The organism is Paenibacillus sp. NFR01 (assembly GCF_900111565.1).
Classification (GTDB): Bacteria; Bacillota; Bacilli; order Paenibacillales; family Paenibacillaceae; genus Paenibacillus_AQ.
In genome coordinates this window covers 461,152-487,102 of sequence record NZ_FOIK01000002.1, presented here as the reverse complement: position 1 = coordinate 487,102, position 25,951 = coordinate 461,152, and the positions used below count along the sequence as shown (strand labels likewise).

Below are 25,951 nucleotides of genomic sequence, written 5' to 3'. Positions count from 1 at the left end.
AACATCTAGATCGGAAAGGTGAATGATATGCAAACCGGAAGCACGACGATACGCAGAGTATTCGATTCAAGCGTCATTTTTAACATCCCAATCTATCAAAGGGCGTATTCCTGGGAGAAGGAGAAGCAGCTTAAAGATTTTTTTAATGACATTTTGACGCAGCACCCGGAAAAGAAATATTTTTTGGGGACGTACCTGTTTCATGTAAGGGAGGAGCAAGGCGACTTCCAGATCATCGATGTCATTGACGGACAACAGCGGTTGACCACCTTTGTAATCTTTATGAAGGAGTTGATCGACCGTTTGATCCAGGGCGGGGCCTCAGAGGTATCCGAACGAACGCGGAGAATTTATTTGAAAGACGGCGATGTATACAAAATCAAATTGTCGAACGAGGACAGTTCTTTTTTGCACCAACATATTCTTGAGGATCACCCGGTTACGAGCAATGGCCTCCAGACCCCGTCGCAACGGCTCTTGCTAAGCGCAAAGCAATTTTTCAAAGATTCTCTGCAGAAGTGTGACCTGAACACGCTGAACAAGCTGTATCAGACCGCGGTACAAGCGGAAGTGCTGTTATACGTGGTAGAGGAGATTCAGGCGGCGACGCAAATTTTCGAGCTGCTCAATGACCGGGGAAAACGGCTGACGGATCTCGAATCGCTGAAGAGCTTTTTAATGCACAACATCGGCATCGTTTCCGAGCATCCCAATCAGATGATTAACGATATCCAGCATCAGTTTGCAGAGATTTACCGAATGATCGAGAGACATCAATTAAACGACGACGATGTTTTGCGGTACCATACCTTGGCTTTTGAAAAAGAATTTGAGCTGAGCGCCAAAGAATACATAAAGAAGAAGGTTGCCGAACGGATGGGCGCCGGCCAATATGAAGAAGCCAAACATTTAATGATCAGCTACGCAAGGAATCTGAAACGTTCTTTTGAGCTTTTTGCAAGCATCTTAAAGAATGAGGATAACGTACAGGCCTTAAGAGACTTGACCATGATCGGAAGAATCGCGCCATTTTATCCTTATCTGATGTATGCCAAGCATGAAAGCAACCAGGAATTCGTCAGACTGGCCCAAGCCTTGGTGAAGTTTAATTTCCGCGCGGTTCTTGCCAACTTGAGAAGCAATGCCGGGGAGAGCTACATGCAGACGGCCCATAAAGAAGGGCGGAATCTGGCCGACCGGATTGAACAGTTTTGCGCCGAAAACTGGTGGAATATGAACAGGCGTGCGAAAGATAACCTGAAGTATTCAAGCCAATATGAATCCATGAACCGAAATCTCGTCAAGTATATTTTATTTAAATACGAGAACCATCTACGTTTCATTAAAGGGTTCCCTCCGCTGGAACTCGAGCACTACTTCAATGACTCCGCCAGGGAAAAGCTCAGCATCGAGCATATCACGGCACAAAGAGTCCGCGGCATCACTCTGGATGAAGACTTCCGTGAGAACTACATGCACAATCTCGGGAATCTGGTGATCGACACCGCAGCCTCCAACTCCAGTAAAGGCAATAAGGTGCCGGATCAGAAGCTATCCGCCTATTTGAGGGCACCGATCATGTCGCAAAATGAAATCGACGACTTCTCATGCGACTGGAGCGATCTGGCGAGCATCAAACGGATGATCGATGCGCGCAAGCAGGTGATTGATGATTTTATTACAGTCCAGTTTGAGCTGTAAATGAATCGTTCTATTTCAGAGAAGGCCGCCCGGGCAGGGGCGGCTTATTTCATTGCAGCCGGATACTCGTCGTAGCCCTCGAACGTAATGCTCTCCGGCACAAGGCCATTCCCGGACCGGGCATACGTCAGCTTGAGATCGCCGATGCTTTCGCCAAAACCGATAAACACGTTGATCCGGGCGACCAGCCTGCCGCCGTCTACGTTGTAGTAAACGACCGAACCGTAATACGCCTGATCGACGGTTTGACCGTCGGCCGCACGCCCGGGAATCCGTATGGACACGGACGGCGACGCCGATTTCTGCAGCTTCAGGTTCATCAGCAAATCCGTACCGTCTTTGGCCACGCCGGAGCTTACGAGCTTGCCGGCCGCCTCAGGAGCGGGAACCACGGGAAGCTCGGTCCCGTCCTGCGTCCGGATCACATGGACTTCCTGCTCTACGATGCCGGTACCGTGGCCAAGCATAAAGACGATAACGGCCTCCTGTTTGCCGTCGCCGTCGATATCGGCCGCATGCAGCTCCGGCGGATAGCTGAGGTCGCGCGGGTTCTCCCAGCCGAAGCGATACTTCCGCCCCTCCGCCTCAAGGATGTAGCCCTTATACTTGTCGCCGTCTTTCGATACGGCGTACAGCTTGATTGCTGGATAGCCTTCGGCTGCCGCCAGCGGCTCCTTCGGGGTCCGGACGGTGGTGCTGACCGCGCCGGATTGAATGCGGACTTCGCCGCCGGCTTCGTCATACTCATAATCCGCGCCGGTAAGATGGTTCAACTCGTCGGCAGGGAAGTAAACATGCCCGCCGCGCAACATGATTTTTCCGGCAATCGGCTCAAGGTTTCCGTCTCCGTATTGCATGAACTCGCTGCCGGACTTCAGCAGGATGGCGTTATAGTCCGTCTTGAAGGTGAGCTGTTTTTTCCGGTTATTCCAGCTCAGCGAGGCAGAGTAATATTCGGTCAACACTCGGGCGGGAACGTAGATCAGGTTATTCTCAGAAAAGGCGTATAGGCCTGTGGCCGTGATCTCGCCGTCAACCATAAGGGTGAGCGGCGCAGCAGCGGCGGCGTGATCTATAGAAGATGCAGCCGGACTTCCGGCCAGCATGAGGGTCAGAGCGGCGGTGCAGACTGCGAGCAATCTTTTCATGGATATGCCTCCGTCATAGGGTAGGAAAGTATAAGCTCTTACATTATAAAATAGATTTACCCGCTGGAGATCACTTTCCGGCAACAATCGGGAAACAAGCCTGTTACAGATTTGAATGATCCGTGTAAGGCATCTTCTACAGTCCCGGCGGCGTTCCCAGCTCATGGGCGGCACATAGCGCCATCAGGCGCGCCCGCGTCGTGCTTCCTTCCTCGCGCGCGGATCGAGGCAACGGCGCTGCAGACCGTCGGCGGCAAGGAATATGACGGTTTTGTGCTTGGTCTCGTGCGGGGCTAAGGGAAGCAGCCTAACGTGCCGCAGGAAATGGAGCGTAGAGCCAAAGAGCAACCGCTGGTATAATGAACCCATCGATGAATCGCACAAGGAAAGCGGGTTAACGCATGGATATACAGTGGCTTGAACAGGATCTCACCGTGATCATCAACGGCCAGCCGGCCTTGCTGCTGCCCAAGGAGTATGTACTTCTGCAGTTTTTGTACCGTAACCGTGGCCAGGTGTTCAGCCGGGAACAGCTTTTGGACCAGGTGTGGCCGCTGGAATTCCCGGTGGAACGCACGGTGGACGATCATATTTACCGCTTACGCAAAAAACTGTCCGGCATCGCCGGCCTCTCGATCAAAACGGTCCGGGGATTCGGCTACAGCCTGACGGTGCAGGTGTCCACGGCAACTTGGCTAAGCACGCCCACGACCGGTGACGCCGAAATGCAGGAGACGATGCTGCGGCTGCTGGGTACCTATCATAAATACGGCCAGGGACGTTCACTCCTGACGCTGGCACGCCAGCAGGACGTGCTCGGCTACGAGATGGACCCGTTCTACCGGGTCTGCGTCCATTTTATTGAGGGGGATTTGGCGTGGCTGCTGTTTACGGAGGAAGTGGGGCTACAGGACCGGCTTTATTATCTGGTGGTGTTTTATCTTTTTATGGGCGGTGGGCAGGCGGAGGAACGTTTGGCATTTTGCGAGCGAGTTCTGGACCAGAAAATACTGGCCCCTGCAGAGCATCTGGAATTGAAGATTCTCAATATTCTGCTCCTTTACGCACTTGCCGGGCAACCGCAAAAGGCGCTGGACCGGTTGAAACTGACGCATCAGGTGATTGCCGACCCGAACTATGAAAGCTTTGTGCCGGTCACGGCCATCGCCGAAATGTCGGTTCATTTGATTGCGGGTACGGCGGATGAGCAGGTGGAGGCGATGTGCATGAGCATCGACGAGCTTCTCGCGGCCAAACCTTACCTGCGTGAAATCGGGCAATATCATGTGGCAAAAGGCTTATGGCGCTTGCGGCAGCGGGCTTGGCGGGAAGCGGAGCGTCTGCTGGATGAAGGTTTGCAGGTGCTGGAGATGAGCGGATTTGTGCCGATGCGCTGTTATGTTTTGCAGCAGATCGTCCAGTTCAGCGAAATGTTCTCCTCTATTCCTGCCTTGCGCGATAAATACGCCATGCTTATGCATGAAGAGCATGAACGAATGGATCTGCCGCGCTTGCGGCAGCCTCTGGAGAACCTCCTGCGCAGCGCCGTGCTTTCTCTCTGATCATCCTCTGACATTTCTCCATTATTGTTGCAGGTAGTGAATAGCATGCTTGACATTGGAGGAATGGATGATGAAGTCTTTGGAAAAAGCAGGCCCGGGCCTGCTGCGCAACAAAGTTTATGTGCGCGTGTATACCGCCTACACCGTCGCCGCTTTCGGCGACTGGTTCGATACGCTGGCGATCCAGGTACTGGCCGGTTACCGCTGGGGCGTGAGCCCGCTGATGCTCGCACTGATTCCGGTAGCCGTCGCGCTGCCCGGCATCGCGCTGGGGGCGCTGGCGGGTACGGCCGCCGACCGGCTGAACAAGCTGAAGCTGATGCGGCTGTGCGATCTGCTGACCGCGCTGATTACGCTGTTTCTATTGTTCGCGCCGAATATGTACTGGCTGCTCCCGCTGCTGGCGCTGCGGGCAGCGGTCTCCACGCTGAACGTGCCGGCGCAGCAGGCGCTGACGCGCTCGATCGTGCGCGAAGACCAGTTGATGCAGGCGGCATCGCTGAACGGCATCGTCAATCAGGGCTCCAAAATCGCCGGGCCGCTGCTCGGCGGACTGGCGTTGACGCTGTTATCGCCGCAGTGGTGCATTTTGCTGAACTTCATTATGCGGCTGTGTTCCTATGGGCTGCTGCTGACAATGAAGGCGCCGGGGACGGCTGCGGCTGCGATTACGGTGTCCGTTTCAACTGCTAGCTCAACTTTCGCTTCACCAACCTCAACCTCTCCTGCTTCCGCTGCCGGTGGAGAAATGGAGGGAGGAGTGGAAGAACGCGTTCCGTTTGGCGTAATGTGGAAAGAGGGCTGGTTGTTCATCCTCCGTACAAGTGTGCTTCGCAACACGATGATCTACGGTTTGATCGGGATGCTGGCGATCCAGATGATCGACTTCCAGTTTACCAGCCTATTCCGGTCGATCGCGCCGGACAACGAGCCGCTGCTCGGCTGGATGGTCGCCGCCTCGGGCGTGACGGCGGTCCTCACGATTCTGGCGATGAACCGCCGCAGAAGCGAGGGCAGCCATGGCCGGCGCTTGGGCAGCGGCCAGTTGCTGATCGGTGCAGCCGTCGGCGGTCTGGGGCTGCTGGCGCCGGGAGTGCCGGTCTATCCAGTGCTGCTGTTTGGCGCCGTGCTGGGCGCAGGCAACGGGATCTCCATGCTGGCGTTCAACTATTGCCTGCAAAAAGAAACGCCGCCTCACATGACGGGCCGCGTCTTCGGCATCCAGAGCACGGTTCTTAGCGCGGTGATGATCGTCGCGCCGCTCCTGGGCGGGCTGCTGGTGGAGTGGTCCGGGCCGTCGCGCATCTTTGCAGTCTTCGGCGCGGCGGTGGCCGTCATCGGGCTTGCGGGCATCGCCCTCAGCCCGGTGCTCTGGCCGGAGGCGAAGCGGGCCGCGGCTGAGGGGTAAGGGGCGCGTCGCGGCTTTGGCGCGTGCGGCGGCGAGCGACAATAACGGCAGATATGCCGTTATTGAACTCGTGCCGGCGCCAAGGGCTGAAAATAACGGCAGATATGCCGTTATTGAGCCCGTCTCGGCGCTGCTCATTGCATTTTGTGCAATGGATGGGCATCAAAAAGCTCCGAATCTCAATTTCGTTGTATTTCGTGCAACGGAATTCCGAAAAACGACCGAAAACCGCCCAAATATGAAAAATCCATTGTAAGAAGTGCAACGGAACGGAAAAATTAGTTTGTTTATGCCCATTCTGTTGTACGAAATACAACGTAGCTTCAGAATGAGGCGGGAGCGTGGAGGCCAGTTTAAAGTATAGGGCTCCGGCCCCTCGCACCCGTGTTTCACTTCCGCCCCGTGCCCCATCCCGCACCGTCGCCCCTTTGCTCCCGTAATCCCGCCTTCACGCCTCTCTGAATGCGCTGCCCCAACGACCGCACAAACGCCCGCCCGCTTTTCCCCGCACTTGCGAAATGCTTGTCATGCCCGTCTGCATATTGAGGTCATGTCCCTCATAGACATGTACTAATCAATGCATTCAAAACAGGTTAAGGGGATGATGACATGCGCCGGATAACATGGGTACTCGCGATCATTATGAGCGTGGCCCTGGTGATGACGGGCTGCGGCGGGAAGAAGGATGCCGCTTCCGTGGTCAAGGATTTGAACGATGTGTCTGACAAGCTGGAGAGCAAGCAGGGGGCGTACCAAGGTGCAGGCACGATGACCCTGTACACCGGCGAGCAGCCGCAGGAGTATAAAGTCGAGGTCTGGTACAAAAATCCGTCTTACTACCGGATCAGCCTGGCCAATGTGCAAAAGGATGTCACGCAAATCGTGCTTCGCAACGATGACGGCGTATTCGTCCTGACGCCAAGTCTCGGCAAGAGCTTCCGTTTCCAAAGCGACTGGCCGGACAATCAGGGTCAGGTATACCTCTACCAGACGCTGCTGCGCGGCATCGTATCGGACAACAACCGCCAGTTCGTAGAGGACGGCAACAATTACGTGTTCGAGGTGGCGGCCAATTATCAGAGCAGCGCGCTGGTACGCCAGAAGATTTGGCTGGACAAAAAAACGTACGAGCCAAAGCAAGTCCAGGTGTCGGATTCCGAAGCCAAGGTGGTCGTCAACGTGAAATTCGACAGCTTCAAATTCGATCCGGACTTTACGAAGGATTCGTTTGATATGCAGAAAAATATGGCTACCGGCAGCGCCTCCGAGAGCACCGTGATCGAAGTGGACGAAAACGGCAATCCGGTGAGTGCGGCAGATGACGGCGAGAACGCCGCCGATCAGGCCGCCGTGGCCGAGCTTGGCGACTTTGGCATCATCGAGCCGGGTTATGTTCCGGCCGGCGTCGAACTGAAGGATACGCACAAGATCGAAGGCAGCAAAGATTATTCCGCGCTGATCCGCTATGACGGCGTTTACCAATATACCATCATGGAATCCCGTCCGCTGGACCGCGCCGTATCGCTGGCCCCGGGAACGCTGATCGATCTGGGCTTTACCGCCGGCCTGCTGACCGGGGATGAGCAGCAGACGCTTACCTGGATGGATGCCGGTATGGAATACCGCATTACCAGCGCCAATCTGCCGCTGGACGAAATGATACAAATTGCCGCTTCTATGGATGAACAATCGGGTAAGTAATAGTCAGAGGCGGATACAGCGTTAGCGGGACTCGTTCCTCTTACACGCCGTATCCGCTTTTTTTCACATTCCGAAAGATGCCTTGCTTCCATTTGACAGCCGCCTTGCGTTAGCATTACCATGGGCATAAGCATCATGTTCCAAGGTGAAAGGTTACAACGCCTATTTACAATGTTAGAAGGTGACTTTGAATTGCAAGCAAGCTATCGACCGACAGTTGCCGAGATCAATCTGGATGATTTGCGTGCCAATTACGAGGCATTCCGCGCCGTACTGCCGGCCGAAACCAAGTTTATGGCATGCGTCAAAGGAAATGCGTACGGCCATGGCGCCGTGGAGGTCTCGCGGGAGCTGGAACGTCTGGGCGCGGATTATTTAAGCGTAGCTTTTCTGGATGAAGCATTGGAGCTGCGTCAGGCGGGAATACTACTTCCTATCCTGGTGCTTGGCTATGTTTCCCCCGAAGGAATCTACGCCGCCTGGAAGAACCATGTGACCGTGACGCTGTTCACGCCGGAGGTGCTGGAAGCGATTCAGGCGCTTCCCGAAGATCCGGACCGCCGGCTGAAGGTGCATATCAAGATCGACAGCGGGATGGGACGTCTGGGGCTTTTGCCGGAGGCCGCGCCCGACTTCATCGAACAGGTGCACCGGACCACGCAAGCGGAGCTGGAGGGAATGTTTACCCATTTTGCCAAGGCAGACGAACAAGACAAAAGCTATACACTGATGCAGCATCGACGATTCACGGGCGTGGCGGAAACGCTTCGGGGCAGAAATATCGAAATCCCGATCATACATACGGGCAATAGCGCTACGGCCATTGATACACCTCTTTTATCCATCAACATGGTGCGTGTGGGCATAAGCTTGTACGGATTTTATCCCTCGGCAGAGGTGAGCCGTGAGACAGTGGCTCTACACCCGGTAATGACGCTGAAGACGCAGGTGGTCTATGTGAAAAGCCTGCCGCCCGGCTCGGGCATCAGCTACGGCACCCGGTATTTTACGGACAGCTGCGAGACCATCGCCACGCTGCCTGTAGGATACGCAGACGGATATTCCCGCATGCTGACAGGTAAAGCGGAGGTGCTAATACGCGGACGCCGCGTTCCGGTCGTCGGAACCATCTGCATGGATCAGTGTATGGTGACGCTCAAATCTTTCGCTGAAGAAGCGGAACAAATCAAAGCCGGCGAAGAGGTTGTGCTCATCGGCCGCCAGGGCGACGTTTCTGTGACCGCAGACGAACTGGCTCTTCATTTGGGAACGATTCACTACGAGGTAATCTGCATGCTGGCTCACCGCGTCCCGCGGAAATACGTCCGCCAGGGAGCGCTTCCGAACCTGGTTAACCCTCTCCTGAAGCCGGAGTGATTCCGGCCTGGCAGCACTTGCAGGGAAATGAAAGCAGGGAAGAATATCGAGTGACTGTGACTTATGGTCTATACGTGCCGCCATTTCTAGTTTATAATGGAGTGCAGCATACTTGATATACTGAAAGCATATATTCCTTGTATAAATTTCCTTGTATATTGCTACACTGGATGCAGGGGCTAAGGTTTGTGGGGGTGGAAGAGAAGGTGGCCAATATGCAGAACACCAAGAGAATTATGATCAGCTTGCCGGATCATCTCTTGCAGGAAGTGGATGGAATCGTCCAATTGGAGAATTCTAACCGGAGCGAATTGATCAGACAGGCCATGAAGCTGTATTTGAGCGAGCGGAGAAAGAACACGATCCGCGAATCGATGCAGCGGGGCTACATGGAAATGGCGAAGATCAATTTGACGATGGCATGTGAGGCATTCCTCGCTGAGGAAGATGCAGACAGCACTCTTGGCCGCTTAGTAAGCGGGGTGTAGATATTGATCGTTAAACGCGGCGACGTTTTTTTTGCCGACCTCTCGCCTGTAGTAGGTTCTGAACAAGGTGGAGTGCGGCCGGTGCTGGTCATTCAGAACGATATTGGCAATCGCTTCAGTCCGACGGTCATTGTAGCGGCCATTACGGCCCAGATCCAGAAGGCGAAGCTGCCGACGCATGTGGAAATTGATGCGGCTGCCCACGGCTTTGACCGCGATTCGGTCATTCTGCTGGAGCAGGTTCGGACCATTGACAAACAACGCTTAACCGATAAGATCACCCACCTGGACGATGAAACGATGAAAAAGGTGGATGATTCGCTGCAAATCAGCCTGGGCCTGATCGATTTCTGATCGGCTGGGGCTACATACTTCTCCAAAGCCAACAAGCGCACCGGATCAGGGGATCCGGTGCGCTTGTTGGCGTTTGAAGCGGATAGTCGCAGCAGGAGAATTTTGGTGTATCCTCTCCGGTTGTGATACTATTTTAGATATGTGCCTGAACATACGCTTGCTGCAAGCGTCAGACCGTGGATGAAAGAGGGATGGAAGTTGACGGTAGAACCTAACGTGAATGCGGGAACGACGGCGGAAGAAGCCGCCGCCCGCCAGGAGCTCGAACTGATTATACAAACGATTGCCAAGGAGCTCGGGATCAGTCCCAAGCAGGTACGGACGACGGTCGGCCTTCTGGATGAAGGCAATACGATTCCGTTTATCGCCCGGTACCGTAAGGAAATGACCGGCGAACTCGATGAAAATGCGCTTCGCGATATCGAGGAGCGGCTTGCGTATTTGCGCAACTTAAGTGAGCGCAAAAAAGACGTCCTGCGCAGCATTGAGGAGCAGGGCAAGCTGTCAAAGGAGCTCGCGGAAAGCATCCGCAAGGCGGTCAAGCTTCAGGAAGTGGAGGACCTTTACCGTCCGTACAAGCAAAAGCGCAAGACGCGGGCCAGCGTTGCCAAGGAAAAAGGGCTGGAGCCGCTGGCGGACTGGGTGCTGGAGCAGCGCCGCAATGCCGACCCTTATCAGGAAGCGGCGAAATATATCGACGCGGACAAAGGCGTGGAGAATGCGGAGCAGGCGCTGCAGGGCGCCATGGATATCATCGCCGAGAATATCGCCGACGATGCGCAGATCCGTTCCTGGGTCCGTTCCTATACGGCCAGCCAGGGCGTGTTGATCTCCGAAGCGAAAGATGCGGAGCAGGAAAGCGTATACGAGAATTATTACAGCTACCGGGAGCCGGTGCATAAGATGCCGCCGCACCGTATTCTCGCCATCAACCGGGGCGAGCGGGAAGCCGTGCTGAAGGTGGGCATCGAAATCGCCGCCGATAAGATCCATGCGTACATTGCGCGCAAGCTGATCAAAGGACCGTCGCTGGTAAAGGAGCTGCTGGAATCCGTCATTGAGGATTCCTACAAACGGCTGATCGCGCCTTCGGTGGAGCGCGAGGTACGCGGGGAAATGACCGAGAAAGGGGAGACGCAGGCGATCTCTATTTTCTCCGGGAACCTGCGCAGCCTGCTGCTGCAGCCGCCGGTCCGGGGCAAAAACGTGCTCGGCGTCGACCCGGCCTACCGAACAGGCTGCAAGCTGGCCGTCGTGGACGACACCGGCAAGCTGCTGGAGGTGGCGGTTACCTACCCGACGCCGCCGAATAACAAGAAGAAAGAGGCGGCGGCCAAGTTCAAGGAGCTGATTGCCACATACGGCATCCAGCTCATCGTCATCGGCAACGGCACCGGCTCGCGGGAGACGGAGCAGTTCACCGCCGAGGTCATTGCCGAGATCGGCGACCCCGGGCTCCAGTACCTCATTGTCAATGAGGCCGGAGCCAGCGTGTATTCCGCCTCCAAGCTGGCGCAGGAGGAGTTTCCGGATCTGGATGTGGCCGAGCGCAGCGCCGCATCGATTGCCCGCCGCGTGCAGGACCCGCTCGCGGAGCTGGTCAAGATCGACCCGAAGGCGATCGGTGTCGGGCAATACCAGCATGATGTGACGCAGAAGCATCTGGAGGAGAGCCTTAAGGCCGTCGTGGAATCGGCCGTCAACCATGTCGGCGTCGACGTGAACACGGCGTCGCCGTCCCTGCTCTCGTACGTCTCCGGCGTCAATGCGACAATTGCCAAGAACATCGTTAAGTTCCGCGAGGAGAACGGCAAGTTCCAGTCCCGCAAGCAGCTGCAGAAGGTGCCGCGCCTCGGCGCAAAATCGTACGAGCAGTGCATCGGGTTCCTGCGTATTCCCGAAGGGGACAATACGCTCGACCGCACGCCGATCCACCCCGAGTCGTATGCGGTGGTCGACCGGCTGTTCGCGGAGCTGGGGCTGAAGGTCAGCCAGCTCGGCAGCAAGGATGTCGCCGCAGAGCTGGCGGCGCAGGATCCTGAGGCGCTTGCGGCGAAGCTCGGCGTCGGCGTGCCGACGCTGCGCGACATCCTGGAGAGCCTCCAGCGTCCGGGCCGCGACCCGCGCGAGGAGCTGCCGCCGCCGATCTTCCGCACCGACGTGCTGAAGATCGAAGACCTTGTGCCCGGCATGGAGCTGCAGGGCACGGTGCGCAACGTCATCGATTTCGGCGCGTTCGTCGATATCGGGATCAAAAACGACGGGCTGGTGCATATCTCCCAGCTCAGCGGCAGCTTCGTCAAACATCCGATGGACGTCGTGTCCGTCGGCGACAACGTGACCGTCTGGGTGCTCGGCGTCGATCTGAAGAAAGGCCGGGTCAGCCTGACGATGCGCCCGCCGCGCAGCGAAGCGGGCAGCGCGAAGGCATAACCTTATCCATACGAGCCCTCCGGCCGGAGTTTTTGCGGCGCGGAGGGCTTTTTTTTGCATGGAAGCCGAGCCGGTTGCCCATCGGTGACCGCCAGGGGCCGTACGCTGGCCGTAGCCCGCAAACCGGCCGTCTTTCAATCCCGGACCGCCTCGCTCGCCCGCCGTACAAAACGGCTTTAGCGATGTTTGCCCTGTCCCTCCGGCCTGGCGGGGTGGTATCCTTGTAGCAAATCAAACAATACAGGTGGGATCTATGATTGGGAAAACATGCAAAACATGAGCTGGTGATCCGGAATTTCCGGCAGGAGGACATGCCGGCGCTTGGAGCATTCTACGAAGCGGTGACCGGAGGACAGGGTGAAACGATCTTCTGGTGGGTTGGCGGAGAGGAGAATTGGAGCAATGTCTTCTGCGCGTTTGAAGGCGACCGGATGATTGCCAAGGGACAGGCGGAGGTGTTTACCTCCGTTCAGCCGGGCAGCCCGGCGGAGGCCAAGCACCGGATTTTTGTGAATCTGCGCGCGCTGCCGGGCAAGGAACATCAGCATGTCGTGCTGGATGCGGTATATGTCTGCCTGCTGGACCGGGCGCGGGAGCTGAAAGCAGGGTTAGCCGCCGGGTATGACGCGCTGCTGTGCGTCGGGAACAAAGCGGCCGAGGAGACGTATAACCGCTATTTCGAGTGGCATCTCGGGTACCGGCACATGTACGATCTCTGCACGATGACCCGCGATTTGACGTTGCCCATATCGCCTCAGCGGCTGCCGGCTGGGTTTGAACTGGCTCAGCGGAGCCTGGAGACGGAAGCCGAACAACGGGAATATCTGGCGCTGGAGGCCGAGATCTGGCCGGAAACGCCGCTCCGCCTCGAGCGTCTGCTGGAATACCGGCGGAATCCGCATTGGACGAATCTAGTCGCCTGCGAAGCGGGAACGGTCGCGGGGAGCCTGATGGCCTGGGAAGAAGAGGGGCAGGGCATGACCGAGGACGTGTTCGTGCGGGAGCCGTGGAGAGGGCGGGGCATCGCCGGTGCGCTGCTGTCCGAGGCGTTAACCTACCTTCAAAACATCGGGCTGGCAAGCGCGCAGCTCGTCACGCGGACGGATAACGCCGCCGCTTTGTCGCTGTACGGCAAACTGGGGTTCATCACAACATCGCATGAAAAAAGGTACAGTATGCTTTTGGAGTAATCTATCCGGTTAGCCTTCCATAGGCGGTCTTTGGAGTAAAACTCCGGAGGCCGTTTTTGATCTGACTTGAAAAATAGGCCGTTCTTTTCGCCGAATGCGCAACATCACACATCCTTGTTTCGTCAAAGAGAATAACAGATCATTTGCATACAGGAGGATTGATCCCATGAACGCTCGAACAACGGCTTCCTTCGCCGCAGCCGCGGCGCTCGTCCTGCTTCTCTCCGCCTGCGGCGGCAATGAGGCCGCGCCTGCGGCTTCGCCTTCTCCGTCGGCGACGACCGAACCATCGCCGGCGGCCCCATCGTCGCCAAGCCCGTCCCCGGCCGCCTCGCCGTCTGCGACTGCCGCGCCATCGCCGTCCGCAACGGCGCCGGCTCCGGTAGAAAGCACACCGCCCGAAACCTCGTCCGCGCCGGATGAAGGCATGCCGCCGACCGCGGCGGAGGCTGCGTCAACGGTGATCCGGGCGCTGAAAGCAGGCAATATGAAGACGCTGGCGGCCTGGACGCATATGGAGAAGGGCGTGCGGTTCTCCCCGTACGGGTATGTCGATACCGCCAAGGACCTGGTGCTGGACCGGGATACGATCGAAGGCGCAATGAAAGATCCAACCAAACGCGTGTGGGGCGCTTACGCCGGCTCCGGGGAAGAGATCAAGCTGAGTTTTGCCGAATATATGAAAAAGTTTGTTTACGATGCGGACTTCATGGGCCTTGGTAAAGTCACGGTTAACGAGAAGATTGACCGCGGGTCTACGCTGAACAATATAACCGAGGTCTACCCGCCGGACCAATACGATGTCGTGGAGTATTACATCGCCGGAGTGGACCCCCAATACGGGGGCATGGACTGGCGGAGCTTGAAGCTAGTCTTTGAAAAATTCGATTCCGACCGTATTCTCGTCGGCATCGTGCATGATCAGTGGACGCCATAGCAGCCGGCCGGCATTGTCCGTATTCACCGGCTTACGCACAAAAAGGCAGCGCCCCAATGCCGGGGTGCTGCCTTTTTCATAAGCGATTTATTTTCGGGCAGAACCGCTGCCGCTCCTTATTTCCCCGAAGTCACCAGCTTCGCGGTCGCTGTATAGCCTTCCGGCAGATACGTGACCACGCTGGCCGAAGAGATAACCTGTGCATACATGCCGTTCGGATCCGGGCTCGTTACGCGGTAGTAGATCACTGCGGTTTTGTTCGCGCCGAACTCGATCTTCGTGACCGACAGGCCGTAGCCCGGATTCGGCAGATTGCCGACAGTCAGCGTTACCTTGTTCACGCCATCCGCCGCTTTCGCCAGTGTCACGGTCGCTTCGTACGCCGGCGCCGGTGTTGGGGTAACCGGTTTGATCACTTCCTTAGCGAATTTCATCGCGTCGTACGTCCATTCTGCCGCTTCTGCGCGGGTTATGGTATCGTACGGACGGAAGTTGCCGTTCTTATCCAGCGTCACGAGGCGCGTGTTCAGCAGCGTCTGCATGGCTCCGTTTTCCGCGGTGGTAAGCTTCGTGCCGTCCGCAATGTTGAAATACATTTTGGTCGTGGCAAATTGTCCTTTGCTCTCAAGCGCTTGCAGCATCAGTGTGGCGAACTGGATACGGGTCATCGCCGCGTTCGGGTCAATGGTTTTATCCAGCGTCAGTCCGTTCTGCTTGGCTGCGATAAAAGCGGAAGCATACCAGGACTTGTCGTTCACCTTGTCGAAGTAATCGCTTGCTTTGGCTGTGGAAGTCGGAGACAGCTTCAGGCCGCTGACCAGAAATTGCACCCCTTGGGCCACGGTCACTTTGGATTTTGGCGCAAATTTATCCTTGGTCATGCCATTGAGAATGCCTTGGCTGTGCAAGGCGTTGATTTTATGCTCGGCATTATTGCCCTTTAAGTCGGAGAAGGCAAATGCCGATGTGCCTACCGATAAACTGGCTGCCAGGATGCCGCACGCGATGGTCATTTTTTTGGCGTGCATTTTAAATGTTTGTTTTTTCATTGTGCCTCACCTCACCCTCTTAGATGGGAGAACTCGCCAAAAGGTTGCAGGTTGCCATCATAAAATATTTAAACTTTAATCTACCCGCAGATTACCGCCAGTAGTCTTATCCGCGCAGCAGTGATTCGGCCCCGTCCACGTACACCTGGGTCCCCGTCACATGGAACGATTCGTCGGAGGCCAGGAACAGCACGAGATTGGCGACCTGCTCCGGCTTGCCCGGGGCATCCTCAAGCGGGTGATTGCCGCCTTCGGGATACTCCACGGGGATTTGGACCTCCTTCAGGTCTTCGGTTTGATTCGTGTTCTTGCCGATATTGGTTTCAATGGCGCCCGGACAGATGACGTTCACCCGGATCGCATACCGTGCCAGCTCCAGCGCCGCCATCTTGGCAAAAGCGGTCTGCCCGGCCTTCGAGGATGAATAAGCGGACGCCCCGATATTGGAGAAGACCCGATTGCCGTTGATCGAGCTGGTGATAATGATGCTGCCGCCCTGTTCCTTCATAAAAGGCACGGCGTATTTGACGGTGGCGAAGGTGCTGCGCAGATTGGTGTGCATCGTCTGGTCCCAGTCGTCCATCGTCAGCGTTTCGATCGGGGCCCAGGTTCCGTTGATGCCCGCATTGGCAAAAACCACGTCGATCCGTCCCTCGCTGCCCCCGATGCCGGCCATCGCCTCTTCAATCTGCCCCGGAAGCGATACATCGCATTCAATGACCTCGGCAGTACCGCCGGCCGATTCGATTTCCTTTTGGGTTGCGGCCGCCTCCTCGGGCGTGCGGTCCAGCAGAAATACCTTCGCACCGTGTTGGGCAAAACGTTTTGCCGTCGCCTTCCCGATCCCGGAGCCGCCTCCGGTGACTACCGCGATTTTCCCCTGCAATCTCTTGTCTGCCATTTGAGTATCCTCCCCGATACGTATTGGAAAAAGCCTGGCCGCGCTTGCGGCTTCTGTAACTTTATACCCCTGCCCCCCGGAATGAACCAACCGGTCCAGGCCGGTGGTAAACGGACAATCCCGCCTGCGGGAGCTGAGGCGGCCCGCCGGTTTCCGGTGTTCAGGGGGCGGAGGGGAGAGGGGGAGGCAGCGCTTCCGTCAGGCCGGTCCGTTTCGGCGACGCTGCCGCCCCGATTCAAAAAAGCCGCGCTCCCATGTATGGAAGCGCGGCTTTACAAGCGGCCCGATTAGTTTATCCGGTTATTTGGAGCCTGGGAGTGCGATGACATCCTTGAGCTGCTGTGCGGTCGCTTTATAGCCTTCCGGCAGATACGTCTGCGCCGTCGCGGATGAAATCACCTGCAGGTACATGCCGTCCGGATCCGGTTTGGTCACGCGGTAGTAAATCACGGCTGTTTTATCCGCACCGAATTCAATCCGTTCGATGATCACGCCGTAACCCGAGTTCGGCAGGCCGCCGACGGTCAGCGTCGCTTTGTTGACGCCGTCTGCTGCCTTGGACAGCGTCACGGAAGACTCATACGATGGCGCCGGCGTTTGCGTAACCGGTTGAATGACTTCCTTCGCGAATTTCATCGCATCGTAAATCCATACGGCCGCTTCCGCTCGGGTGACCGTGTCAAACGGACGGAAATTGCCGTCCTTGTCTAGCGAGACGATACGGGTATTGAGTAGTGTCTGCATCGCGCCGTTCTCAGTGTTGGAGAGCTTGGCGCCGTCATTGATGTTCACGTACATCATCGTTACCGGGAACTGCCCTTTGCTTTGCAGCGCCTGCAGCATGAGGGTTGCGAACTGGATGCGGGTCATCGCCGCGTTCGGATCGACGGTTTTGTCGAGCGTCAGTCCGGTTTGCTTGGCCGCCACAAAAGCGGAAGCGTACCACGCGTTATCTTTGACTTTGTCGAAATAGTCGCTTGCTTTAGCCGAAGAAGCGGAAGAAAGGCCCAGTCCGCTGACGATAATCTGAATGCCTTGGGCAAACGTGACTTTCGATTTCGGAGCAAACAGGTCTTTGGAGATCCCGTTCAGAATGCCTTGGCTGTTCAGGGCGTTGATTTTGCTTTCTGCGGCATTCCCTTTCAGGTCGGAGAAGGCAAATGCCGAAGTGCCTACCGATAAGCTTGCTGCCAGGATGCTGCACGCGAGGGTCATTTTTTTGGCGTGCATTTTCAAAGATTGCTTGTTCATTGTGCCTCACCTCTTCCTCTTAGATGGGAGATCACGGTAAAAGGTTGCAGCAGGATGAATATTTATTGAGAAAAGCTAAGGCTGGAACATTGCCGGCATCCGCGGTAGACTAGAGTGACAGCGCTCTCTTCGCAAGAGGCGCGGGCCGGATTACATACCCACAAGGATGGAGAACAGCGATGACAGAGGCTGCAGCATCACGGATTAACATTGGTATTTTCGCGCATGTCGATGCCGGAAAAACGACAACGACAGAGCATTTATTATATGAAAGCGGGCGAATCCGCAATCTTGGCAGCGTGGACAGCGGAACGGCGGTGACCGATTCCCTGGAGGTCGAGCGGCAGCGCGGCATTTCCGTGCGGGCGGCTTTGGCTTCCTTTGCCTGGAAGGGCGTGCAGATCAACCTGGTGGATACGCCGGGGCACGTCGATTTTCTGTCCGAGGTGGAGCGGAGCCTGCGGGTGATGGATTGCGCGGTACTGATTCTTTCGGCGGTGGAAGGCGTTCAGGCCCAAAGCGAGATGATCTGGAACGCGCTGCGCAAGCTGAACATTCCGACGCTGGTGTTCATGAACAAGCTGGACCGCACCGGGGCCGACCCCGCTGCCGTTCTGGCCCAGGCGCATGCCTATTTATCGGAAAATATCATTCCCGTCCAGCGGCCGCTGCTGGACGGGCTGGACTATGCCGGCGCCGAGGATTTATGGGATGACGGCGCAGAGCCGGCAGCCCGGACCGGCTTGCTGGAGATGATCGCCGAACGGGACGAGGCGCTCCTGGAACGGTATATGTCGGAAGGAGAACCTGACTTCGCGGCATGGCGAGAGTGGTTCCGGCAGCGGACAACGACCGGAACGATGTATCCGCTCGTCTACGGAGCAGCGGCCAAAGGCATGGGCATCACCGCGCTGCTGGATGCGATGCTCGATTATTTTCCGCGCGCGGGCGGCAATCCGGATGCGCCGGTTTCGGGCATCGTGTACAACATTCAGCGCGACAAGGCGATGGGCCGGATGGCCTTCGTCCGGCTGTATCAAGGCCGTGTGCGCAACCGCGACACGGTGAAGCTTCACCTGCAGGATGCGGAAGCGAAGGTGACGCAGATCCGCAAGGTGGAGGGCGGCCGCGCGGAGGATGTCGGCGAGCTGGCCGCCGGGGACATCGCCGTGCTGTACGGCCTGTCCACGGCCCGGATCGGCGACATTATCGGCGACCCGGACCCGGTGCCGGCGGAGGCGAAGCTCGCCGTGCCGCTCCTGACCGCGCGCGTCTTCTGGGACGCGGACACCGACGAGCGGCAGGTGATCTTCGCGCTCGGCGAGCTGGCGGACGAGGATCCGCTGCTCGATGCGCAGTGGCTGCAGGAGGAACGCGAGCTGCACATCAAAGTGATGGGGCCGATCCAGCTTGAGGTGCTGGACAGCGTGCTGGAGAGCCGCTACGGGCTGAAAGTCACCTTCGGCCAGCCGTCGGTGATCTATAAAGAGACGCCGGCGCAGGCGGGCGAAGGCTATATCGCTTACCTGATGCCGAAGCCGTGCTGGGCGATCCTGCGGTTTGCGATTGAACCGGGGCCGCGCGGCAGCGGCCTGCAGTATGCATCGGTGGTGCGCAGCTCGGATCTGCTGCCGCAGTACCAGAACGAGACGGCGCGCCGCGTGCCGGAGGCGCTCCAGCAGGGGCTGCGCGGGTGGGAGGTTACCGACCTTAAGGTGACGCTGGTCGAGGGGAACCACCATGTGTGGCATACCCACCCGCTCGATTTTGCCGTAGCCACGCCGATGGGCATCATGGACGGGCTGGCGCGAACCGGCACCAAGCTGCTGGAGCCGATCCTCCAGGTGCGCATCGTCGTGCCGGAAGAGAACGGCGGCCGCGTGATGAACGATCTGATCCAGATGCGCGGCAGCTTCGAGCCGCCGGTCCTCCAGGGCGAGCGGATGATCATCGAGGGCCGGCTGCCGCTGGCGACCTCGCTGGAGTATCCGGTGACGCTCAGCTCTTTTACCAAAGGCCGGAGTACGTTCACCTCTTTCTTCGCCGGGTACGAGGAGTGCCCGCCCGAGGTTACGGCCGAGCGGACCCGCCGCGGCGTCAATCCGCTGGATCAGGCGAAATACATCCTTAGCGTGCGCAAAGCGCTGCAGGGGTGAAGCCCCGGGTTGCTCCTTAGGTATAGCAACAGGCGTACGTACCGTACCCTTGCCGGCCGGAGAGCGGCAAATATTCAGCCCATGCGGCGAATAAACTGAAACTACCTGTTATCTGGCATGAAGTCACCTCTACCCGAAAGGAAGTGCTGGCCCGTGATTATTTGGGGAACCGTCATAGCGCTGCTTGGCATCTCGCTGCTGACCGCGGTTATTGGGCCATATGGCCCGCTTGTTTTTATCGCCGTCATGTTTGGCATTGTACTCGACACCCATCTGCGGACGAAGGAAATTCAAACCGACCTGCAAGCGATCAAGGAGAAGCTGGGCCTCTCCCAAGAGGAAGCCGCTCCAGTGAGCGATGAAGAGATCGAGGCGGAATTGGAGCGGGAAGCGCGAGGGGAGTAGAGGCAGGGGGGTAGGAGCTTAGGGTAGTGCTAGGGGCTGTCTACGTTGCCGCAGGGCGGCGAAACACCTTTTTTTAGAGAAAATGGAGGGTTACGATGAAACGTTTTATCGCAATCGCCGGGTGCATGATTCTGCTCGCCGGCTGCTCCAAAACTCCGGCAAACCGCAGTGCGCAAGAAGCGGCTTTTTCTCACCATCCACCCGCTGCCACAGCAACTGCCGAGACGCCGCAGGTTTCATCCGAAGCAGCCGCGCCGCAGCCTACCGCCGTCCGGGAGCTGTCCCGGGAAGAAGCGGTGGAGTGGATCAAGTCCAAGCTGAGCGACGCGTCGCTGAAAGAATCTTCGGTTCGGTATCAGGATACGGATCCGGATGGAAACTATATTATTGCGCAGAGCAGTTCTGCCACTACGGAGATCATGGAATGGTACCATGTCAACCCGAAGACACAGGAAGTGACCTGCGAGATTTCGCCGGACGAATGTTTGGCGGGATCCGCCGTTTCGGAGGATACTCCGGCGTTACTTAATCCCGAGCAGCAGGAGGCGCAGGACCTGGCCCGGGCTTTTGCCGAGAAGAACCTGGGACCCAGGTATGTAGATGGAGTGACCGCCGTGGAGCTGGATCATGAGGACAACGGAAATCCGGTTTTTCATGTCTACAATCCGGGGAGCGGGCATACGGAAACGCTGGATTGGCTGACGGTGAATTTGGCGGACGGTACGGTGGAGGCCATGTTTACGAAAAGTGCGCGCTACAGTGAGAAGGATTTTTCCATTAGCGCGAAAAATGCCACGATTCCCCTCAAAGGCTGGGACAATGAGCTGAATCTTGCGGAGCTGCTGGGCAAGCCGTTATCGCAAGTGACAGAAACGCTGCAGAATGCGGATACGCTGACCGGATCATTTGTGCGAACGGTGGAATATCCGGGCCTGACCCTGCAGCTTTTCTCTCCGAAGCAGGACGGCAAAGCTTTTTGGATCATGAATATGAAGCTGACCGATTCGTCGTATGCAACGGCCAAGGGGCTGCATGCCGGCATGCCGCTGGCGGAGCTGATCAAGGTCTACCCCGAGCTTGCGGCGGAGGGTGCCGATCCATCGGCGGATCCGGATAACCGGGCATACGAGCTATCGGATCAGGAGACGTATACCTACGCGCGGTATGATGTGAAGAGCGGAGTGATTCGGGAGATCTATATTTATCATCTGATTCCGTGAGCGGTAGCTGAATCGGATGGTCGGAGCGCAACAAGCCCTCGTCGTTGGACGGGGGCTTGTTTTTTGACGGGGATTAGTTTTGATGCGGAAAACGTAGCTGTGTGCGGTAGGTGTGGTTTCACCTCGGCTAACGGACATGAGCGCCGCTATTTTCAAAAAAACGCGTTATTTCCCAATCCAACGGACCTGATCGCCGTTATTTGCTTGTTTTGGGCAGAAATGTGGGGTTTTGAGCGTGAATAACGGCTCTCAGGTCCGTTAACGAGCCGAAAAGCCTCATTATCGACGAATAGCGGCGCTCAGGTCCGTAAGAGATGGCGCGAAAGGATAGAAACAGAGCTTTATCTGTGAAAAATGCTTTCAAGCCGCGTGGGATCTCAGTTCGCGCATCAGAGAGGCCATAGCAATAATCGGCGCTGGGGAATGTGCTATTACTAATATTGCATGCCACAGGTGCTGCTTGTGCGAATAAAGCATCAGGTTTGTTATTTTTAGTCCATGTGCCAATGTGAGGTGAGCGGGTCCGTAACCAATCGCGACCGCAGGCTACCTTTGCGGCACGCCCCGTCAAGCGACGAGCGCTGAGTGAGCTCCGCGGCGGACGCTGATCATATGAAAAAGCAAGCCCCCGTCCACCCGACGGGGGCTTGCTCCGCGTGCATCCCACGCTTCCTTATCCTTCCTCCACCGTGTACGTCTTCAATCCCCGCAGTACCGGGAACAGCCAGTACATCCAGATGACCGCTACGGCAAGGGTGCCGAGGCCGCCGATAACGGTGGCCGGAACGGCGCCGACCAGGCCGGCCATCGTGCCGGACTCGAATTCGCCGAGCTGGTTGGACGTGCCGATGAACAGCGAGTTGACGGCGTTGACCCGTCCCTGCATATCCAGCGGCGTGTTGACCTGCACGAGCGTAGAGCGGATCACGACGCTCACGACGTCGGACGCGCCGGTCAGGAACAGCGCGAACAGCGATACATAGATGTTGCTGGAGATGCCGAACAGCACCGTGGCCAGCGCGAAGACCGCGAGCGATGCGAACAGCGTTTTGCCGATCGCGTTTTCCAGCGAGACGCGGGTCAGGATCAGCGAGACGACCAATGCGCCAACCGCCGGCGCGGAGCGCAGCAGGCCGAGGCCCAGCGAGCCGGTCTTCAGCACGTCTTCGGCGAAGATCGGCAGCAGCGCGGTCGCGCCGCCGAGCAGGACGGCAAACAAATCGAGCGAGATGGTGCCGAGAATGATTTTACGCTTAAAAACAAATTTGAGGCCGCTGAGGAAAGTCTCCATCGTGACGGCATCGGGTTTTCGGACATGGCGGACGACCTTGACGCTGAAGATCAGTACCGTGGAGACCGCCAGGGCAACGAGCGAAGCGATATAAGCGTAGGAAGTGCCCCAGGCAACGAGCACGCCGCCGAGCGCCGGGCCGACGATCATGGCCGTTTGCATGGCGGAGGCGGACCAGGCGGCGGCTTGCGGCAGCTGCTCGCGGTCCACGAGATCCGGAACGAGCGCGGCCGAGGCCGGGCTTTCGAAGGTCCGGCTGGCGCCGAGAATCGCCGCTCCGATCAGAATGTGGATCGGATCGATCCAGCCCTGAATGCTGCCGAGCAGAAGCGCCACCACGACGAGGCACTCGAAGAGCTGGCATAAATACACAATCGTGCGCCGGTCATACCGGTCGGCGACCTGTCCGGCGGGAAGCGTAAGAATCAGCATCGGCAGGAATTGCGCCAGGCCGACGAGGCCAAGCTGGAACGCGCTGTCGGTCAGCGCATACATCTGCCAGCCGATGACGACCGACAGCATTTGAAAAGCGGTGGTGCTGAAGATCCGGGCGATCCACAGAGACACAAAGGAACGGTTGTGCATCACGGACGGAGCTATGGTACTCATGAATGTCATCCTTTCTTTCGATCCATCTCGGGATGCTCTTGGCGAATCCGGGCATAGTCCGGTCCGTAACGGTCCAGCAGCTCGGGCGCGAAGTCGCGTTCGATCCGCTGCATCACTACATCATGGAAATAAGCCGAATCCAAGACATCCAGCAGGGAAAAATGATTGCTTTCCAGCGCCAGCGCCGGCGTCTGGCTGCCGAAGTTGCCGAGCAGCGCCACCTTTTGGTCCAGCAGCAGCGAGAAATTGCGAAGTTTGGGCGGCGCGCCTTCACCGCGGCTGTGAACCATGACATGCTTCAGCTTCGTAGGAACCTCGCCGATTACCATCAGATGCACCTCGACCCCCCGGGCTTCGGCCGCCAGCAGCGGCTCCTCCAGCCGGTGCAGGTCCTCGGACCAGAGATCCACGAGAATATCGTGGGCCGCATTGGCGGCCAGCCGGCGGATGGCCAGATCGACCTGCTTATCGCCTTTCCAGTTGGAGAAAAAAGCCGGCGTCTCCGCCGGAGCCGTCAGCTCCCCCTTCAGCACGCGTGCGGTGTGCTCAAAATCGTATTGCAGCAGCTTGATGACTTCACCGATCGGAACGGCGGCATACAGCACCGGATCGCCTTCGAGCGTACGGCAGATGCCTTTTTCCGCAAGACCGCGCAGCGCGGCATATACGTTGGAACGGGACACCGACACCTGCTTGGCAACCTCATAGCCGGAAGAGGCAGGCTGCCCATGGAGCGTCAAATAACACCGGGCCTCCAGATCCGATAGTCCCAGCCTGCGCAGGGATTCGATCATAACGGGTCCTCCTTGTTGAATTGCTTAGACGTATTTTAGAATACTACTCCCGCTAAAGGCGAACTGTCAAGGGAATGGATTCCAGTCGGTCACGTATTGCAGGTTGTCGCTTTTTGCCGTGAGAAGATTTGGTATAATTGGACAGAGTATAAGGGCCCAGAAGCTGTATTCGTTACAGAAGCGTGACGAACCATAGAATGGTTGAAGATATTTGAATGATTTTGAATTTTAGTGATTGTTTTTTTGAAGGTTTATGATACTATAGATTTTGTTGGAGGATGAAAAATGTTAACCGAAGAACGATACACGCTAATTTTACAGCGCTTACAGGAACGGAAGATCGTGAAGATCCAAGAGCTTATGGAAGAGCTGAACGCCTCTGAATCCACGGTACGCCGCGATTTGATCGACCTTGAGGCCCGCGGGGCTTTGAAGCGGATACACGGCGGCGCCTCGCTGCCCGTACATCGGGGGCTGGAGCCGGGGATGGAAGAGAAATCCTCCAAAAACGTTCAGCAAAAGACCAGAATCGCCAAACTGGCCGCCTCACAGGTGCATGACGGTGAATGCATTTATCTGGATGCGGGAACGACTACGTTAGCGATGATTCCATATATTGAAGCTCGTGACATTATTGTGGTCACTAACGGCCTTTCGCATGTGGAGGCTCTGGTCAGCAAGCAGATCCGCAGCTATTTGCTGGGCGGGATGATGAAGAGCCACACGAAAGCGGTAATCGGCAGTATCGCCCTTCAGAACATGGACAACTTCCGTTTTGACAAATGCTTTTTGGGAACCAATGGGGTAGACGCGGACATGGGCTTTACGACGCCCGACCCGGAAGAAGCGCTGGTGAAGCGCAGAGCGCATCAGCTGTCGGCCGAGACCTTCGTGCTGGCGGACAGCAGCAAGTTCGGCGAGGTCTCTTTTGCCAAACTGTTCGATGTGCCGGAGGCGGTCATAATCGCGGATTCGGTTCCGGAGCCGATGCGCGCCGCCATTGTCCAAAAAACCAAAGTAATTGAGGGATGAACATGATTTACACCGTTACGCTTAACCCATCCATTGACTATATCGTGGAGGTCGAGAATCTTGAGCTGGGGAGCCTGAACCGGATGAAGCGGGATCTGAAGCTGCCGGGGGGAAAAGGAATCAACGTCTCCCGGGTGCTGAATCAGCTTGCGGTAGGCAATACGGCCGTCGGATTTCTCGGCGGCTTCACCGGCCGTTATATAGATGACAAGCTGCGCGAGGAAGGCATCGGCTGCGATTTCGTTTTTGTTCAGGACGATACGCGGATTAATGTAAAGCTGAAGTCGGCGGAAGAGACGGAGATCAACGGTCTTGGCCCTGACATTTCGGCGGCAGAGGCAGAAGCGCTGCTCGGGAAGTTGTCCGGGCTTCAGCCGGGAGACATCATGGTGTTGTCCGGGAGCGCGCCGCCAGCGCTCGGCGGAGAATTTTATGGCAAACTGATCCAGGCGGCGAAACAGGCCGGAGCGGAATTCGTCATCGACACGACGGGCCAGGCGCTTTTGGATGCATTGCCGCAAGGACCGCTGGTGGTAAAGCCGAATCATCACGAACTGGCGGAGTTGTTTGGCGTAGAGCTTGAAACACGGGAAGAGCTGATCGTGTACGGGCGCAAGCTGCTGGAGCTCGGCGCCAAACATGTGCTGATCTCGATGGCTGGCGAAGGCGCGCTGCTGATTACGCCGGAAGCCGCTTATCATGCCTCGGCCCCGTCCGGGACGGTGCGCAATTCCGTCGGCGCCGGCGATTCGATGATTGCCGGGTTCGTAGGAACGCTGCACCAGGGCGGGAACGAGATGGAAGCCTTCCGGTCCGGCGTCGCCTGCGGCAGCGCAACGGCGTTTGCCGATGATCTGGCCTCGCGCGAAGAGATTATGCGCCTGCTGCCGGACATTCAAATCAAAGCCGTTCAGTAAAGAACAACAAGCATAAATAGGCGGGCG

At 57.2% G+C, this 25,951-nt stretch carries 22 protein-coding genes; 16 read left to right on the top strand and 6 right to left on the bottom strand.

The genetic code is table 11. The features are described from left to right. The first annotated feature begins 27 nt into the window (after positions 1-27). Positions 28-1,701, top strand: a complete 1,674-nt coding sequence (locus tag BMW84_RS13445) for a DUF262 domain-containing protein (protein ID WP_091069206.1) — start codon at positions 28-30, stop codon at positions 1,699-1,701. 44 nt (positions 1,702-1,745) lie between these two features. On the opposite strand, the gene BMW84_RS13440 is transcribed toward BMW84_RS13445, so the two are convergent. After that, positions 1,746-2,849, bottom strand: a complete 1,104-nt coding sequence (locus tag BMW84_RS13440; protein WP_175498805.1) for a stalk domain-containing protein — start codon at positions 2,847-2,849, stop codon at positions 1,746-1,748. 401 nt (positions 2,850-3,250) lie between these two features. Between BMW84_RS13440 and BMW84_RS25155 the strand changes: the two genes are divergently transcribed. The 10 genes from BMW84_RS25155 to BMW84_RS24825 all read left to right on the top strand — a co-directional run bounded on the left by BMW84_RS25155 (position 3,251) and on the right by BMW84_RS24825 (position 14,299). Next, complete coding sequence (locus BMW84_RS25155) at positions 3,251-4,411, top strand: winged helix-turn-helix domain-containing protein (RefSeq protein WP_091069200.1); 1,161 nt, start codon at positions 3,251-3,253, stop codon at positions 4,409-4,411. A gap of 67 nt (positions 4,412-4,478) precedes the next feature. Next, positions 4,479-5,819, top strand: coding sequence for an MFS transporter (locus tag BMW84_RS13430; RefSeq protein WP_254772979.1), 1,341 nt, complete (start codon positions 4,479-4,481; stop codon positions 5,817-5,819). A gap of 16 nt (positions 5,820-5,835) precedes the next feature. Beyond that, positions 5,836-6,075: a hypothetical protein gene (locus tag BMW84_RS13425; protein WP_091069195.1), complete on the top strand. Its 240-nt coding sequence runs from the start codon at positions 5,836-5,838 to the stop codon at positions 6,073-6,075. Positions 6,076-6,428: 353 nt separating this feature from the next. Next, positions 6,429-7,520 (top strand): outer membrane lipoprotein-sorting protein, encoded by a 1,092-nt coding sequence (locus BMW84_RS13420; RefSeq protein WP_091069192.1) that lies wholly within the window; start codon positions 6,429-6,431, stop codon positions 7,518-7,520. 192 nt (positions 7,521-7,712) lie between these two features. Beyond that, the gene (gene alr, locus BMW84_RS13415) at positions 7,713-8,897 is read left to right on the top strand and encodes an alanine racemase (RefSeq protein ID WP_091069190.1); all 1,185 of its coding nucleotides are present in this window, start codon (positions 7,713-7,715) and stop codon (positions 8,895-8,897) included. A gap of 206 nt (positions 8,898-9,103) precedes the next feature. Continuing rightward, the gene (locus BMW84_RS13410; protein WP_091069747.1) at positions 9,104-9,385 is read left to right on the top strand and encodes a CopG family ribbon-helix-helix protein; all 282 of its coding nucleotides are present in this window, start codon (positions 9,104-9,106) and stop codon (positions 9,383-9,385) included. Positions 9,386-9,388: 3 nt separating this feature from the next. Further along, positions 9,389-9,739: a type II toxin-antitoxin system PemK/MazF family toxin gene (locus tag BMW84_RS13405; protein ID WP_042124727.1), complete on the top strand. Its 351-nt coding sequence runs from the start codon at positions 9,389-9,391 to the stop codon at positions 9,737-9,739. 180 nt (positions 9,740-9,919) lie between these two features. Further along, on the top strand, positions 9,920-12,172 hold the full coding sequence (locus BMW84_RS13400; protein WP_091069188.1) for a Tex family protein: 2,253 nt from the start codon (positions 9,920-9,922) through the stop codon (positions 12,170-12,172). Between the two features lie 257 nt (positions 12,173-12,429). Beyond that, positions 12,430-13,362, top strand: a complete 933-nt coding sequence (locus tag BMW84_RS13395) for a GNAT family N-acetyltransferase (RefSeq protein ID WP_254772978.1) — start codon at positions 12,430-12,432, stop codon at positions 13,360-13,362. A 166-nt stretch (positions 13,363-13,528) separates the two neighbouring features. After that, a complete protein-coding gene (locus BMW84_RS24825; RefSeq protein ID WP_091069186.1) occupies positions 13,529-14,299 on the top strand; it encodes a hypothetical protein in 771 nt (256 codons plus the stop codon). Positions 14,300-14,415: 116 nt separating this feature from the next. Here BMW84_RS24825 and BMW84_RS13385 read toward each other — a convergent pair whose 3' ends face one another. The 3 genes from BMW84_RS13385 to BMW84_RS13375 form a co-directional block, all read right to left on the bottom strand. After that, complete coding sequence (locus BMW84_RS13385; RefSeq protein WP_091069183.1) at positions 14,416-15,348, bottom strand: S-layer homology domain-containing protein; 933 nt, start codon at positions 15,346-15,348, stop codon at positions 14,416-14,418. A 106-nt stretch (positions 15,349-15,454) separates the two neighbouring features. Continuing rightward, a complete protein-coding gene (locus tag BMW84_RS13380; RefSeq protein ID WP_091069180.1) occupies positions 15,455-16,249 on the bottom strand; it encodes an SDR family oxidoreductase in 795 nt (264 codons plus the stop codon). A 300-nt stretch (positions 16,250-16,549) separates the two neighbouring features. Next, positions 16,550-17,500 (bottom strand): S-layer homology domain-containing protein, encoded by a 951-nt coding sequence (locus BMW84_RS13375; RefSeq protein ID WP_091069161.1) that lies wholly within the window; start codon positions 17,498-17,500, stop codon positions 16,550-16,552. A gap of 179 nt (positions 17,501-17,679) precedes the next feature. Between BMW84_RS13375 and BMW84_RS13370 the strand changes: the two genes are divergently transcribed. The 3 genes from BMW84_RS13370 (at position 17,680) to BMW84_RS13360 (ending at position 21,281) form a co-directional block, all read left to right on the top strand. Next, positions 17,680-19,656 carry a GTP-binding protein gene (locus tag BMW84_RS13370; protein WP_091069160.1) on the top strand — a complete coding sequence of 659 codons (1,977 nt, stop codon included), beginning with the start codon at positions 17,680-17,682 and terminating at the stop codon, positions 19,654-19,656. A 153-nt stretch (positions 19,657-19,809) separates the two neighbouring features. Beyond that, positions 19,810-20,061: a hypothetical protein gene (locus tag BMW84_RS13365; RefSeq protein WP_091069159.1), complete on the top strand. Its 252-nt coding sequence runs from the start codon at positions 19,810-19,812 to the stop codon at positions 20,059-20,061. Between the two features lie 95 nt (positions 20,062-20,156). Then, entirely contained in the window at positions 20,157-21,281 is a 1,125-nt protein-coding gene (locus tag BMW84_RS13360) for a hypothetical protein (RefSeq protein WP_091069158.1), read from the top strand. A gap of 673 nt (positions 21,282-21,954) precedes the next feature. Here BMW84_RS13360 and BMW84_RS13355 read toward each other — a convergent pair. After that, positions 21,955-23,181, bottom strand: a complete 1,227-nt coding sequence (locus BMW84_RS13355) for an MFS transporter (protein WP_091069157.1) — start codon at positions 23,179-23,181, stop codon at positions 21,955-21,957. A gap of 5 nt (positions 23,182-23,186) precedes the next feature. Beyond that, complete coding sequence (locus BMW84_RS13350) at positions 23,187-23,975, bottom strand: TrmB family transcriptional regulator (RefSeq protein ID WP_091069156.1); 789 nt, start codon at positions 23,973-23,975, stop codon at positions 23,187-23,189. Positions 23,976-24,260: 285 nt separating this feature from the next. On the opposite strand from BMW84_RS13350, the gene BMW84_RS13345 reads away from it, so the two are divergent. Then, on the top strand, positions 24,261-25,007 hold the full coding sequence (locus BMW84_RS13345) for a DeoR/GlpR family DNA-binding transcription regulator (RefSeq protein WP_091069155.1): 747 nt from the start codon (positions 24,261-24,263) through the stop codon (positions 25,005-25,007). 2 nt (positions 25,008-25,009) lie between these two features. After that, entirely contained in the window at positions 25,010-25,924 is a 915-nt protein-coding gene (pfkB, locus tag BMW84_RS13340) for a 1-phosphofructokinase (RefSeq protein WP_091069154.1), read from the top strand. The last annotated feature ends 27 nt before the right edge of the window (positions 25,925-25,951 follow it).